Source organism: Plantactinospora sp. KBS50 (genome assembly GCF_002285795.1).
In the GTDB taxonomy this organism is placed as follows: Bacteria; Actinomycetota; Actinomycetes; order Mycobacteriales; family Micromonosporaceae; genus KBS50.
The window spans coordinates 1,859,012-1,873,015 of the sequence record NZ_CP022961.1; the positions used below are offsets into that span (position 1 = coordinate 1,859,012).

The 14,004-nt window shown below is 74.6% G+C and carries 9 protein-coding genes and 4 pseudogenes; 1 reads left to right on the plus strand and 12 read right to left on the minus strand.

Going from position 1 to position 14,004, the window contains the following annotated elements; translation table 11 throughout:
- Window positions 1-65: 65 nt before the first annotated feature.
- The 12 genes and pseudogenes from CIK06_RS08425 to CIK06_RS08480 all read right to left on the minus strand — a co-directional run bounded on the left by CIK06_RS08425 (window position 66) and on the right by CIK06_RS08480 (window position 13,143).
- Window positions 66-1,037, minus strand: a complete 972-nt coding sequence (locus tag CIK06_RS08425) for a Pecanex-like protein 1 (protein WP_232534083.1) — start codon at window positions 1,035-1,037, stop codon at window positions 66-68.
- 61 nt (window positions 1,038-1,098) lie between these two features.
- On the minus strand, window positions 1,099-1,938 hold the full coding sequence (locus tag CIK06_RS08430) for a DUF4142 domain-containing protein (protein ID WP_232534084.1): 840 nt from the start codon (window positions 1,936-1,938) through the stop codon (window positions 1,099-1,101).
- A 218-nt stretch (window positions 1,939-2,156) separates the two neighbouring features.
- Window positions 2,157-2,813: a hypothetical protein gene (locus tag CIK06_RS08435; RefSeq protein WP_095564365.1), complete on the minus strand. Its 657-nt coding sequence runs from the start codon at window positions 2,811-2,813 to the stop codon at window positions 2,157-2,159.
- A gap of 274 nt (window positions 2,814-3,087) precedes the next feature.
- On the minus strand, window positions 3,088-3,879 hold the full coding sequence (locus CIK06_RS08440; RefSeq protein ID WP_095564366.1) for a zf-HC2 domain-containing protein: 792 nt from the start codon (window positions 3,877-3,879) through the stop codon (window positions 3,088-3,090).
- Complete coding sequence (locus CIK06_RS08445) at window positions 3,876-4,481, minus strand: sigma-70 family RNA polymerase sigma factor (protein ID WP_198348139.1); 606 nt, start codon at window positions 4,479-4,481, stop codon at window positions 3,876-3,878. Before CIK06_RS08445 ends, CIK06_RS08440 begins: the two co-directional genes overlap by 4 nt.
- A gap of 154 nt (window positions 4,482-4,635) precedes the next feature.
- Window positions 4,636-5,489: pseudogene (locus tag CIK06_RS08450) on the minus strand (spermidine synthase).
- Window positions 5,490-5,526: 37 nt separating this feature from the next.
- Window positions 5,527-6,509 (minus strand): annotated as a pseudogene (locus CIK06_RS08455) (hypothetical protein).
- A gap of 2 nt (window positions 6,510-6,511) precedes the next feature.
- Complete coding sequence (locus CIK06_RS08460) at window positions 6,512-8,983, minus strand: AAA family ATPase (protein ID WP_095564368.1); 2,472 nt, start codon at window positions 8,981-8,983, stop codon at window positions 6,512-6,514.
- Window positions 8,983-9,239 (minus strand): annotated as a pseudogene (locus tag CIK06_RS08465) (exonuclease sbcCD subunit D); the annotation flags it as partial. The pseudogene CIK06_RS08465 and the gene CIK06_RS08460, both read right to left, overlap by 1 nt.
- A gap of 162 nt (window positions 9,240-9,401) precedes the next feature.
- A pseudogene (locus tag CIK06_RS08470) lies at window positions 9,402-10,286 on the minus strand (exonuclease SbcCD subunit D); the annotation flags it as partial.
- 1 nt (window position 10,287) lies between these two features.
- Window positions 10,288-12,051 carry an ATP-binding protein gene (locus tag CIK06_RS08475; RefSeq protein ID WP_095564369.1) on the minus strand — a complete coding sequence of 588 codons (1,764 nt, stop codon included), beginning with the start codon at window positions 12,049-12,051 and terminating at the stop codon, window positions 10,288-10,290.
- 240 nt (window positions 12,052-12,291) lie between these two features.
- Window positions 12,292-13,143, minus strand: coding sequence for a pyrimidine reductase family protein (locus CIK06_RS08480; protein ID WP_095564370.1), 852 nt, complete (start codon window positions 13,141-13,143; stop codon window positions 12,292-12,294).
- A 148-nt stretch (window positions 13,144-13,291) separates the two neighbouring features.
- On the opposite strand from CIK06_RS08480, the gene CIK06_RS08485 reads away from it, so the two are divergent.
- Window positions 13,292-13,837: a plasmid pRiA4b ORF-3 family protein gene (locus tag CIK06_RS08485; protein WP_095564371.1), complete on the plus strand. Its 546-nt coding sequence runs from the start codon at window positions 13,292-13,294 to the stop codon at window positions 13,835-13,837.
- The last annotated feature ends 167 nt before the right edge of the window (window positions 13,838-14,004 follow it).

Consider the following 14,004-nt stretch of genomic DNA (forward strand, 5'->3'; position numbering starts at 1 on the left):
CGAGCTGGTCGATGAGACCTATCGCCGGCGGCGGCGCCCAACCCGCCCCGAGGCCTGGTACGTCGTCAGCGGACGACGATCCGGGTCACGTCGAAGGCGGGAATCTGGTTGGCCCGCTGCATCATCGGGATCCGGTGCGAGCCGTCACCGGCCCAGACCGCGCACTGCGCCATGCCCCGGGTGGGCAGGCCGGGCACCGTGATGGTGACCTCGTCCGGGGTGGCCCCGCCCTTGCTGTCCTCGGTCGCCACGAAGAACGCCGGGACCGGTTCGGCGGCCGGGGCGGTGCGCTGGCTGTCCAGCATCCGGCAGGCGGTGTGGAAGTGGCCGCGGACCAGGCCGTCGGCGGTCAGCAGCGAGCTTTCCTTGTAGTAGCCGCCCTGCGCCGCGGCGAGGAACCGGTCCCGGACCAGGTTGCGGGTGCTCACCCGGATGGTGAACGCCTCGTTGGCCCGGACCGTCCGCGGTGCCGAGCTGATGAGCAGCGTCGGGTTGTTCTCGGCGCTGCCGACCTCACCGAACTCCGTGCTCACGCAGCGGTTGCCGTCCTGGAAACCCGCGTGCGGCTCCAGCGTGCTGTCGTCGCAGTTGTTGGCCAGTACCTCCACGCTGCTGGCCGGGCTACTGCTGCTGCCCCCGGCCGGGGTGCTGGAGCCGCTGCTCGGCGTGCATCCGCGGCGCCGGTTCTGGATGGTCGGTCCGGCCTGCCCACCGTCGCCGGGGTGCTGGACGACACCGTTGTCCGTGTAGGGAGCGCCGGACGGGTCCGTCCCGTTCGTCGGCACCGTGCCGGCATCGGCCGCGTCGCCGGGGGCGGCGGAGGCGTCGGCGCTCGCCGAGGCGTCGCCGGCGGCGGTCGCGGAGGCCGGCGGGCAGCTGCTGGTGTGCCGCCGGCTCCGGGTGTCGGCCAGGGAGACCTGCGTCACCGCGACCAGCGCTCCGAACGCGCCGAGGGTGGCGATTGCGGCGATGATCCGCCGCTTGCGGGGATTGCCCGCCGACTTCCGACGGGCGTATCGGCGGTTGGTGGAGTTCACCGGATGGCACCTTCCATCTTGAGGAGCTGGGACACGCGGACGGCCGCCGGGCCGGTACGTGTCAGCGAGGGCGGATGAGTCGAACTGTGCTGTAGGCGCCGGCGAGCACGGCGGCGCCGAGGACGATCCACACCAGACCGGGGTTGATGCGACCGCCGGAGCTGGAGTACAACGTGCCCTTCTTGGCCGTCTCCGCGGCCTGCGCGGCCGCGGCGGCCGGCGCCGGTGGAGGCGCCTGGGGGAGCGACTGGTAGTCGACGAGCCCGGAACTCTCCAGCAGCGTCATGTGGGTCATGACGAAGGCATTGGCCTGGGCGGCGAGTTGCCGGACGACGTCGTTGCGGGTGCTCGACCGGATGATCCCGATGGCGGGGAAGATCTTGCCGTGCGCGGCCCGGAGCCGGTCGATGTAGATCCGGTCGAACTGGGGTCCGGAGGCCTGCTCCATCTCCCGCAGCCAACCCTTCTGGTCGGTGTTGGGCTCGTCCGGCAGCGCGATGCCGAGTTGCTCGGCGGCCCTGCGGTCCATGGCGTCCAGCACCTTGTGCTGGGGGCCGATCTCCTGCCCGATCTGCTTGATCCGGTCCGTGGTGCCCTTGTCGACCGCCATCTGACTGGCCGGCATCTCCCACAGGCCGGCCAGCCGCACCTTGATGACGAAGTCCCGGTCGGCGGCGGTCACCGCGCCGTTCGGCGACGGGTCGCTCGGCAGCAGCTCGATGGGATTGGGCACCGGACCCTTCGGATCGGCGGAGGCGCGGGCCGCCGGCAGGTGGCCGAGGGGGCCGCCGGCGACCGGCGGCACGGCCGCCGTGACCCGGTCCGCGGCGGCGGCGAGGCCCGGTGCGGCCACCAGCCCGCCGAGCAGAACGCCGGTCAGTCCGGTTACCGCCGCCGCCACCCATCGGGGGTGCCGGGAGGGACCGGTGGACGTCATCGCTCACCCTTTCATGTTGATTCTGATATTGCCGACCGTAGGTAATACACGAGGCCCCGGTCAACTTTTTACATTGGAGCTGACGATAATTTATGGCCGACTTAAGAATTGAATTCAGGATCAATTTTGATCCGCCGGCATCGTCCGTTCGGATGATGCCGGCGGATCGGCGTCCGGACGGCTCAGTAGGAGTAGTCACCGCCACCGGAGGCGCCCGACGCGCCGGACGGGGTGGCCTCGACCAGCGGCGGCGGCGCGACGGCCTTCGGTGGGGTCTTCGGCACGCAGGTCAGGTTCTTCTTGCCGTCCGGCGTGATCACCCACCAGGTGTTGCCGACCCCCTGGCCCTTCCACTGGCCCGGCTTGGTGTCCCCGATGTAGCGGTAGACGGCCCAGCCGCCGACGGTGAGCTGCTTGGTGCCGTCCGGCCGGTCGATGGTGCCGATCCTGTCGTCGGTGACGCCCTGGAGGCGGGCGTTGCCGTCGGTGAGGGCCGGCGGCCAGACCCGGGCGCAGTCGTCGACGCAGTTGGACGTGGGCGGGTTGGCCGAGTCCTTGTCGAACCGGTAGAGCACCCAGCCCTCCTGGTCGGTCACCACGGCGCCCATCCGGGGCAGCTTCTTCGCGATCAGCTTCTCGGTGAGCGCGACGGTCTGGGTCCTGGGCGCGGCACCGGTGCCCTCGTCCGCGGCCGTCGCGGTGGGCGCCGCGGTGCCGCCCGCCGCGGCGACCTGCTGGGCGTCGCCGGTGGGGTTGTTCGGGTTGTACCCCGCGGGGGCACAGGCGGTGAGGGCTGCCAACGCCCCGGCGACGATGACGGACCGCTTGATCAGTGCCACGTGCCCTCCTTTGTCGGGATCAGGTCGACCCGGAGTACGCGGGTCGATCGCCGCCGGATGAGGCAATAGACAGTGGACAAACTCACAGCGAATCGTTGAACCTCGTGCGCCGCCCGTGCGTATACGAGTTGACGCCAATTTCCGGTTCGCGCTCGGAAGATCGTTCCGGGCGGCCGGAATCGCCATTCGCGCACGCTCAGCGTGATTCTGCGAATGCTCAGGGCAACAATTGTTCCGGGCGGGTCCCGCCGGCCGGTCAGAGCGGGCCGGCCGGTCAGAGCGGCACGGTCACCAGCGGCGTGGCGACACCCTTCTCGTCGATCGACTGCACCTGGATCCGATCGATGTCCTCCCGCGGCACCGCCGTGGCGGCCTGGAGCATCAACGGCATGCTCTCGCTCGCCGTCCCGTAGCCGGTCACCGGCACCGTCCAGGTGGAAACCACCTCGGCGCCGCCGCTGTGCCGCAACACCACGAGCCGGCAGTTGCGCGGCCCGGGCAGCCGGGACAGAGCGAAGGACAACTGCGTACCGAACGCCTTCGAGGCCAGGATGAGGTCGGCCCGTACCCCGGTGGTGTCGTCGGTGGCGGTGAGCTTCTCCCCGCCCTCCAGGTCCGGACCGCCGAAGCCCGGTCCGGGCTGACCGTCCACCCAGGTGTCGCCGGGGCCGGGGGTGGCGCTGGCCGCCGCGCTCGGCGGCGGCGGCGCCGCGGTCGTGCGGGCGGCGGACTGCCGGCCCACGGCCAGCGCGCCGCCGGTCGCCATCACCAGCACGACCAGGCCGGCCGCGATGGCCAGCGTCTGGTGCCGCCGGGTGCGCCGCCGGCTGCGGGCCACCGTGACCAGCATCCGATCCAGCATCGCGTCGTCCGCGGGCTGCCGACCCACCGGTGGCAGGGCGTCCGCCTCGACCTCGCCGAGCAGGTCGACGACGGGCAGCAGACCCTCCAACTCCGCGGCGCACGCCCAGCAGCCCGCCAGGTGCTCCTCGAACCGCGCGGTGTCCTCGGCGTCGAGTACGCCGAGCGCGTAGGCACCCACGTCCCAGTGGTCGGCCCGGCTCATTCTGTCACCCCCCGCTCCTGAAGCGCCGAGCGCAGAGCCCGCAGCGCGTAGTAGACCCGGGACTTGGCGGTCCCGAGCGGCAATCCCAGCTCCGCGGCGGCCTCCGGCACCGTGCGCCCCCGGAAGTACGTCGAAATGAGGATCTCCCGGTGCGGCTGGCTCAGCGCCCGCAGCGCGTCCGTCACCGTCATCGTCCGCAGCACCCGCTCGGTGTCGTCCGACTCCGCGAACGACTCCAGATCCCGGTCGTAGGTCTCGGTGGGCCGCGCCCGTTCGCTGCGGTGGTCGTCGATCGCGATCCGCCGGGCCACGGTCACCAGCCAGGGCCGCAGTGAGGACTGGCCCTGTGCGCCGAGCCGGTGCGCGTTCCGCCAGGCCCGCAGCAACGTCTCCTGCACGATGTCCTCGGCGCGCTGGCGGTCCCCGCCGGTCAGCCGCAGCACGAACGACAACAGCGGGCCGGCGTGCTCCTCGTACAGCTGCCGGACGAGCTTCTCCGAATGGGCCGTCTCGGTGGAGCCGCTGGCGTGCCTGCCGGCGGCCGGTCGTGGCGTCACCGGGTCATCATTGCCGCCAAAGGCCCTTCCGTCGATACGTACCATCTGCCGGATCGGACGCCGTGGTGCGGTGGCGAGCGTCCCGACCCGGACAGCCTGCCACCCGCCCGCTAGCGCGTACATCCGGACCTCCCGTCTGGCGTTCTGGCGCGGTTCGACCGGGCGCCGACAGTTGGTACGGACGGCGGGCCGTGCCGGATTAAGGCTGCCGAAAGAAACCCACCGGCGGCGGGGTCGAGGGCCGGGCCGCCGCGTCGCGCACCACCGGATTGCCGCCGACGAACCGGTCCAATTCCGCCCCGGCCAGCACCCGTCCCGGGAACCAGTCCCCGGCCACCCGCCGGGTCAGCGCCGCGACCGGCGGGTCGACCCGGCCGGCGACCAGCACCAGGTTGCCGAACCGCCGGCCGCGCAGCACCGCGGCGTCGGCGACCAGGCAGGCCCGCGCAAACACGGCCCGCACCGTCGCCACCTGCCCCGGGCGTACCGCAGCGGCGGCCCGTCGGCCACGTTCACCAGGTACGTCCCGGCCGGCCGGAGCACCCGGGCCACCTCGCCGGCGAACTCGACCGAGGTCAGGTGCGCCGGGGTCCGGTCGCCGGCGAACACGTCGGCCACCACCAGGTCGTACCCGGCGTCCCGGATGGTGCCCAGCACGGCGCGGGCATCGCCCACCCGGACCCGCAGCCGCGGGTCGGCCGGCCAGGGCAGCCGCTCGCGGACCAGGTCCACCAGGGCGGCGTCGTGCTCCACGACCCGCTGGTGCGAACCGGGCCGGCTGGCGGCGACGTACCGGGGCAGGGTGAGCGCCCCGCCGCCGAGGTGCAGCACCCGCAGCGGCGTCCCCGGCGGGGCGATCAGGTCCACCGTGGCGGCCATCCGGCGCACGTACTCGAACTCCAGGTGGGTCGGGTCGGCCAGGTCGACGTGCGACTGCGGCGCGCCGTCCAGCAGCAGGGTGTACGAGCGCGGCCGGTCCGGATCCGGCACCAACTCCGCCTGCCCGCTGTCGACCTGCGCGGTCACCCGGTCGCCCGCCCGCCTCCGTGCCACGCCTCAGTCTAGGGCGGCCTCCCGGACGACCCCGCTGCTACGGCCGTGCCGCCGCCAGCCGCAGCGCGCGGTGCAGCAGCCGGCCGTCGCCGAGCAGCCCGCGCAGCCGGCGTTCCAGCCCGGCGATCGGGACGAGGTTCTGCGGCGCGCGGGGATCCTTGTACGCGGTGGAGGCGAACCGGGGCAGCGTCACCAGCGACAGGTCGGCCAGCGCCACCGCCTCGCCCACCGGCAGGTCGGGGGAGCACTCCACCCGGACGATGCCGGCCCACGGCGCGCCCGCCGGGCCGGGCAGCCGCAGGTACCACGACCAGCCACCCCAGGCCGTACCCAGGTGGAACACCGGGCAGCGCTGTCCGGGTGCCAGCGCGGTGACCACGGCCGCGAGCCGGGCATCGAGGTACTGGCTGTGCTGGGTCTTGACGTACCCGATGGTGCGCGGCAGCTGGCGCCGGTTGCGCAGCGGGCCGTCCACCACCAGCAGGTCGGTGCCGGCCGGGCCCGCCGCGGCCGGGTCGTCGCCGTCGCGGGCCACGGCGGACACGTCGACCTCCAGCGCGGTCAGCGGACCCTGCACGGCCGCGGGCAGCTTGCTCTGCTCGCCCGGGGCCGCACCCGGTGCACCGGGTAGTGGATCCGGCCGGCCCGGATGTCCGTCGCGGACGGGCTCGCCGTGAACAGTCCCCGGGCCACCCGCGCGGCGGCCAGCTCGGCCACGCCGCGCCGCAGGTCGCAGCGGACCACCCCGGCCGCGTACGAGGCGGCCAGGCCCGGGTACGAGGTGCCGTCGGCCTCCCGGGTCCACAGCCCGGCGTCGATCCGGCGTACCCCGTCGACCAGCAGCACCACCCCGGGCGCCCGCACGTCGGCGGGCGGCACCAGCGGGCGCCATGCGGCGGCCGGCAGCTCGACGTCCGGATTGACCTGGGCGCTGCTCGGCGCCGCCGGCCCGGCGGGCGCGGCCTCGAAGGAGGCGCCGTACGCCGGATCCCAGGCGTCGATGAACAGCTCGGTCGGCATGCTCAGCCCACCCGCTCCACCCGGGCGGTACGGGCGTCCTTGTGCACCTCGAAGCGCACCGGCACCCGTTCGGCCAGCGCCGGCACGTGGGTGACCAGCCCCACCATCCGGTCGCCCTGGGCGGCGAGGTTTTCCAGCGTGGCGGCCACGGTGTCCAGGGTGGCCGAGTCCAGCGTGCCGAAGCCCTCGTCCAGCACGATGGACTCCAGGCTGGCCGACGTGGTGGACAAACCGGCCAACTGCTCGGACAGCGCCAGCGCCAGGGCCAGCGACGCCTGGAACGTCTCCCCGCCGGAGAGCGTGCGCACCCCCCGTCGCAGCCCGGCGTCGTGCTGGTCGATGACGAAGAACTCGCCCTTGTCGTGCACCAGGTCGTACTGCCCGCCGGACAGCTCGCGCAGGATCCGCGAGGCGCCGTCCACCAGCAGGTCGAGCGCCTCGGCCAGCAGCCAGCGCTCGAAGTTGTTGGCCCGCAGGTGCCCGGCGAGCGCCCGCGCCACCCGGCCGGCCCGCTCGTGTCCGGTGTGCTGCTCGCGCAGCGCACCGGCCCGGTCCCGGCGCTCCTCGATCCGGCGCAGCTGCGCGCGGGACCGTTCCAGCTCCACCGCGGCGGTGCGGGCCGGATCCGCCCCGGCGGCCAGGCCGTGCCCGGCGAACAGGGACTCGATCTCCGCACGCAGCGCCGCCACCGCGGCGTGCGCCTCCTGGACGGCCCGCGCCGCGCCGTCCCGGTCGGCCCGCCGCCGCCGCGCCGCGGCGGCCGCGAAGTCGCACAGCGCCGACCAGGCCGCCGCCAGATCGCTCCGGTCCGCCGAAGGCGGCCCGAACCGGGCCAACCCGTCGCGTACGGCGTCGAAGCCGCGCCAGGCGGCCCGGACCCGCTCCTGCGCGGCCTCGGCGTCGCCGCGCGCCCGCCGAGCCTGCTCGCGGGCGGTCCGGACGGTCCCGGTCGCGGTGTCCAGCTCGTGCCGGAGCGCGGCCAGCGATTCCAGCTCGCGGCGCAGGGCGGCCGGCCCGGGGGAGTCGGCCACCCGGTCGGCCAGCGCGGCGAGCTGCCCGTCGAGGTGTTCCAGCCGGACCCGGACCCGTTCGGCCGCCCGGTCCAGGTCGGCGGCGACCCGCTCGGCCTCGCGTACCCGCTCGGCGGCCGTGTCGGCGGCGGCCCGGGCCGCCTCGCCGGCCTGGCGTGCCGTTGCCACGGCGGACCCGGCGGGCAGGTCGGGGACCTGGTGGACGGGCTGGGCGCAGACCGGGCAGGGTTCGCCCGCGGCCAGTTGGGCGCGCAGCCCCGCGGCCCGCTCGGCGACCTGTGCGTCCTGGTACGCCCGGCGGGCGGCCTCCAGGTCGGCGCTCGTGCGCTCGGCGGTCCGGCGGGCCTGTGCCAGCGCCGCCGCGGCGTCCTCGTGCCCGCGTTGCGCCTCGGCCAGCGCGTCGCGCAGCCCGGCGGCCTCGGCGGAGAGCCGGTCCCGCTCCTCGTGCGCCTGCACGAGCAGCCGCAGCGCCGCGGCGTCGCCGGCCGCGGCCAGCTCCCCGCGCAGCTTCTCCTCCCGCTCCTCGGCCTGGGTCACCGCGTTGTCGGCCTCCACCGCGGCGGCCCGGGCGGCGGTCACCGCGCCGGCCAGTTCGGCGGCGTCCGCGGGCGGCCGGATCCGGTCCAGCTCGGCGACCTCGGCGTCCAGCTCGGCCAGCGCCGCCTCGGCCCGGTCGGCGGCCTCCCGCGCGCCGGCCAGCGCCGGTGCGCCGGCACCGACCGCCTCGACCAGCGCGGCCATCGCGGTCAGCTGCGCCTGCGCGGCGGCCAGCGTCGCGTCGTCGGTGTCGGCGAGCCCGGCGAGTTCCTGGGCGACCACCTCCAGCTTCGCCTCCGCCTGGGTGGCCCGCGCGGTGGCCAGCCGCTGCACCCGTTCGTAGACGCCCAGGCCCAGCAGGTTCACCAGGATCTGCTGCCGGGTCGCCGGCCGGGCGTGCAGGAAGTCGGCGAACTGCCCCTGCGGCAGCACCACGCAGCTGGTGAACTGGTCGTAGGGCAGACCCACCGCCTCCAGCACCGCCGCCTCCATCTCGGCGGGCGTGCCGGCCAGCACCTCGCCGAGATCGTCCGGGCTCATCCCGGTGTCCAGCTTGGTGATGTCGAACCCGGGCGGCATCAGTTGCAGCCCGGCGTTGCCGGTCTTGGCGTTGCCCCGGGCGTCGCGCCGGACCACCCGGGTGGCCACGTAGCGGGCACCGGCGGATTCGAAGACCAGCCGCACCCGGGCCTCGGCGCTGGAGGGGGCCAGCGCGTTGCCGATGCCCCGGCTGCTGCCCCAGCGGGGCACCTGTCCGTAGAGCGCGAAGCAGATCGCGTCCAGCACCGTCGACTTGCCCGACCCGGTCGGCCCGACCAGGGCGAAGAAGTCCGCGTCGGTGAAGTCGATTGTGGTCTCGGCGCGGAACACGGTGAACCCGTGCAGGTCCAGGCGCAGCGGGCGCACTAGTCGACCTCCCCGTACAACTCGTCGAACAGCTCGCGCACGCCGTCCTCGGCGGCGCCCCGGCTGTCCAGGTACTCGCCGAAGAGCTGCCGGGGGGACCGGCCGGCCCGCTGCGCGGTCCGGGTGCCGGCGCCCGTGGCGACCAGGTCGGGATCGATGCGTACCTCCAGGGCGTTGGGCAGCAGTTCCTGCACCTCCTCCCGGAGGCCGGCCCGGGGGTCTCGCGGACGAACACCCGCAGCCAGCGCGCGGGCGCGCCGCCACCCTCGGCCGGCGCCCGCCCGTCCGGCGAGGCGCCGGCCGGCGCCTCCTCGTCCGGTCCGGCGTCGGCCGGCTCGTCCCCGGCCGGCGCCTGCTTGGCCGGCCCGTCCCCTGCTGGCTGCGCGGCCGGCTCGTCCCCGGCCGGCCCGTACCGCTCGGCCAGCCGGGTCAGGTCGGCCAGCGTGCCGCGGACCGTGCGCAGCGTCGCCGCCGCCGTGATCGGCACCTCGCGCATCTTGGCCGCGGAGCCGGCGGTGACCTCGACCAGGGTCACCGACGGCACGTTCTCCTCCTCACCGAAGTCCACCGCCAGCGGGCTGCCGCTGTAGCGCACCGGGCAGGGCGCGATCACCTGCTGCGCCCGGTGCAGGTGGCCGAGCGCCACGTAGTGCGCGGAGGTCGGGAAGACGGTGGCCGGCACGGCGTACCCGAGGACGGTGTGCGCCTCCCGCTCGCCGCCGCCGGCCTGCGCGCCCACCACCGTCAGGTGGGCGGTCACCAGGTTGACCCGGCCGGGCTCGTCGAACCCCTCGGTGAGCCGGCCCAGCAGCCGGCCGAGGTGGTCGGCGTAGGTCTGGGTCGCCTCGGCGGCGGTCAGCTGGTACATCTCGACGGCCCGCACCGCGTACCGCTGGGACAGGAACGGCAGCGCCACCAGCCGCCACGGCTCGCCGCCGGCGGTGCGCCCGTCGATGACGTGCTCGGCCGCGGCGTCCCGGACGCTGCCGCGCAGCACGATCCCGGCGGCGTCGGCCCACGGCCGCAGGGCGTCCAGCGCGGCGCCGTTGTCGTGGTTGCCGCCGATGGCCACCACGTCGGCGCCGGTGCCGCGCAGCGCCGACAGCGCCCGGGTGACCAGCCGGGTGGCGTCCGGGCTGGGCGCCGCGGTGTCGTACAGGTCGCCGGCCACGATGACCAGGTCGGGCCGCTCGGCGCGGGCCACCTCGATCACCTGGGCCAGCACGTCGCGGTGCTCCGCCAGCCGGTTCTGTCCCTTGAGGACCTTGCCGACGTGCCAGTCGGAGGTGTGCAGGATCTTCATGTCAGAACGGGATGTCGTCGTCGGAGATGCCGCCCGAGCGCGACCCCACCACCGCGAACGGGTCGGCCGCCTGGGTGATCGAGCGCATCGTCTCCGACGGCGCCGCACCGGCCTCGGCCGGCCGGGTCGCCCAGGCCGGGAACGGGAACTCCAGGCAGAGCGGCACCGGGATGTCCGGCTGGTTCACGAACATCGTGCCGGGCTTGGCCAGCAGCGCCCGCTGGCGCTGGGCCGGCGGCAGGAAGCCGTACTCGGGCCGGGACGCCTCGGCCGGGTCCAGCCGGCCCACCACCTTGATCGCCGAGTTCGTGACGATCCGCCGCTCGACCTCGCTGGCGGTCTGCTGCGCGCCGACCAGGATCACCCCGAGCGACCGGCCCCGCTCGGCGATGTCCAGCAGCACCTCCTTGATCGGCGAGGAGCCCTCCCGCGGGGCGTACTTGTTCAGCTCGTCCAGCACGACGAAGAGCAACGGCTTGGCGGTGCCGGCCTTCTCCTTGCGCTCGAACTCGGTCTTGAGCGTCACGCCCACCACGAACCGCTGCGCGCGGTCCGGCAGGTTGTGCAGGTCGACCACGGTCACCTGGGCGCTGGCCGCGGTGTTGATCGCGTGCGGGCGGCGGGTGGCCAGGTCACCCCGGATCAGCCGGGCCAGGTCCCGCTTGCTGTTGATCAGCCGGCGGGCGAACGCGTTCACGGTGCCGAGCCCGACCGCGCTGCCCGCCCACTCGGCCCGGGTCTCGTCGTCGGACAGTTGCGCGACGACGTGGTCCACCAGGTCGGGGTACGAGTGCAGTCGCACCCCGTCGATGCTCACCCCGCCGTCGGCCGGCTGGGCGTACCGGGCCAGGTGGGCGGCGACCGAGTGCACCACCATCGTGTACTGCTGGCGCTCGTCGTCGGCGTCGGCGAAGACGTACGGCAGCAGCCGGTCGGCGCAGAACTCGGCAAGCGTCCAGTAGAAGCTGTCCACCCCGGACAGCCGGCTGGTCACGTCCGGCGTACCGGAGGAGTCCCCGGCGCGCGGCGGCGCGTACACCCGGACGTCGGCGAAGGCGCCCGCGGGCAGCCCCAGCCGGGCGTACGCCGCGGTGGTCGGCTCGTCCAGCCGGGCGTTCGGGTGGTCGAGGAAGAGCAGGTCCTCGCCCTTCACGTTGAAGATCAGCGCCTTGGCGTTCACCGCGTCACCGCCGAGCACCCCGGAGCGGAACACCGAGTAGAGCAGGAAGGTGGCGAAGCTGGTCTTGGTGGCCACGCCGGAGATCCCGGAGATGGAGACGTGCGCGCCCCGGCTGCCGTCCAGGAAGTCCGCGTTCAGGTAGACCGGCACGCCGTCCCGGCCCATCCCCATCGGCACCCGCCGGTCCATCCGGTCGAAGTGCAGCGCCCGGGCCCGGGCGTCGCCCTCGGCGCGGTGCACCAGCGCCCCCGGCTCGGGCGGCACGTACAGCTCCGGGTCGACCCGGGTGGTGGTCACCTCGGCGGCCTCCTGCACCAGCGCCGGCAGCGTCCCGTCGGCGATGGCGAAGACGTCCGAGTCGAACTGCGCGCCCTCGTGCCGGGCGCGGACCTGGGTCACCACCCCGGCGATCAGCACCGGCTCCCGGTCGGGCAGCTCCCGGCGGGTCACCACCACGTCATCGAGTTGCAGGTAGCTGCCGGGTGCCACGGCGGTCCAGAACTGCAACGGGGTGGCGTCGGCGGTGCCGAGGACCCGGCCGACCGCCTCGCCCACCGGCTCGGCCGTGCTGGCTTCGTCGGTCATCGGGCCGGCCCTCCGTCCGCATGGTCATCGCACACCTGTTGCATCCTGCCCCACCAGCACGACCCGACGCCAAGCGACGCGGCGGGTGTCCGGCTACGAACGGTGCCGCGCGGCCACCTTTTTCGGCGCCGGGACTCCCTGCTGACGCTGCGGACACCCGGCGTCACCCCCCGCGGTCGGACCGGGTCGGTCCCGGTCGGCGGCTCGGTCCCGGTGGGCGGCTTGGTCCCGCTCGGCGGGTCAGTCCCGCTCGGCGTGGCCCCGGGCGCGGGCGTAGTGCAGCAGGAGCGAACCGTCGTCGCCCGTGAGGACCTGACGCAGCGCCATCGCCCGGGGCGGCGACGGTGGGCCGGCGGTGATCCGCCCGGCGCCGGGACCGGCCAGCACCGGGCTGACCGTGAGGCACAGCTCGTCGACCAGGTCGGCTCCGGTCAGCGTGCCGAACAGCTGCGGACCGCCCTCGCAGAGCAACTGGTCAAGGCCGCGGTCGCGCAGCGCGGCCAGCCCGGCGGCGAGGTCGACCGTCCCCGTGCCGTGCCGCAGCACGTCGGCCACGTCGTCCAGCCCGGGTGGCACGGCGGCGTCGGCCCGGGTCAGCAGGACCGGCCGGACCGGGGCGGCGGTGAAGACCGGCGCGGCCGGGTCGAGCCGGGCCGACCCGGACACGACGACCAGGGTGGGGTGTTCGGGCAGGCCGTTCGCCCGCCGCCACGCCTGGCCCGGCTCCGCCAGCCGGAACGGGCCGTAGCCCTCGGTGCGCAGGGTGCCGGCGGCCACCACGACCGCGTCGGCGAGCATCCGCAGCAGCTCGAAGACCCGCCGGTCGGCGGCCGAGGACAGCCCCGCCGAGTAGCCGGCCAGCTCGACCGCGCCGTCGGCGCTGCTGACGAAGTTCATCCGCAGCACCGGCCGGGCCGGCCGGCCGTACCCGGTGAGCAGCGCCGCGTCGTCGAGGCCGGCGTCGTGCGGCCGGGGGTCGTCCGCGCCGGCGTCGTGCCGCCCACCGCGGTCCGCGCCGGCGTCGTCCGGGCGGGCGGCCGACGGATTCGGCCGGATCGGCCAGATTCGTCGGATCTTTGCCAGCTCCGTCATTCGCTGGCCGGACCAGTGACCGGCGGCGTGGGTCCGGGGGTACGGTGCTGGCAGTCGCACCAGCGGCGTCCCCGGCAGTCGTCGTGCCGGCTCTCCCGGCACGCGCGGCAGATCATGCCGGGAAGCCTATGCCAGAGATCGGGGGAGCATGCCGCGTCACATCTACCAGCTCCGGGCGTCCCTCGCGGAGGTCAGGCCGCCCGTGTGGCGCCGGGTGCTGATTCCCGGCGGTTACACGCTGGACCGGGTGCACCGGGTCCTCCAGTACGCCTTCGGTTGGCTCGACTGCCACCTGCACTCGTTCGAGATCGACGGGGAGTCGTACGGGACGCCGGATCCGGACGGCGAACTGGCGCTGCGGGACGAACTGGATCACCGGTTGGACGCGGTCGTCGGCAAGGGCGGCCGGTTCCGGTACACGTACGACTTCGGCGACTGGTGGGAGCACGACATCGTGGTGGAGGACGTGTTCGCCGCCGATCCGGACGAGCGCTACCCGATCTGCCTGGACGGTGAGCGGGCCGCGCCGCCGGAGGACGTGGGCGGACCGTACGGTTACCGTCAGTTTCTGGCGGCGCTGGCCGACGAGGACCATCCGGAACACGCCGCGATGCTCGGGTGGGTCGGCCGGGCCTTCGATCCGGTGGCCTTCGACGCGGTCCGGGCCACCACGCTGGCCCGGCGGATGAGCTGACCCCCGGCCGACCGGGCGGATCGTTCCAGACGACCGGGTGACCGATTCCGGACAGTTGGCCGGGGTCCGTGGGAGCCGCCCGGACACCCCGTTTCCGGGCGGGCCGATCCGCTGATGGCGACCCATGGGCCGGCCCCAAGGTACGACGTATGGGAGAAAGTCGATCA

Bases quoted from the DNA above. Each gene is read 5' to 3' on its own strand.
- CIK06_RS08475 (WP_095564369.1), bottom strand. From the start codon at position 12,051: ATGACCGACGAAGCCAGCACGGCCGAGCCGGTGGGCGAGGCGGTCGGC.
- CIK06_RS08440 (WP_095564366.1), bottom strand. From the start codon at position 3,879: ATGAGCCGGGCCGACCACTGGGACGTGGGTGCCTACGCGCTCGGCGTA.
- CIK06_RS08445 (WP_198348139.1), bottom strand. From the start codon at position 4,481: ATGGTACGTATCGACGGAAGGGCCTTTGGCGGCAATGATGACCCGGTG.
- CIK06_RS08480 (WP_095564370.1), bottom strand. From the start codon at position 13,143: ATGACGGAGCTGGCAAAGATCCGACGAATCTGGCCGATCCGGCCGAAT.
- CIK06_RS08485 (WP_095564371.1), top strand. From the start codon at position 13,292: ATGCCGCGTCACATCTACCAGCTCCGGGCGTCCCTCGCGGAGGTCAGG.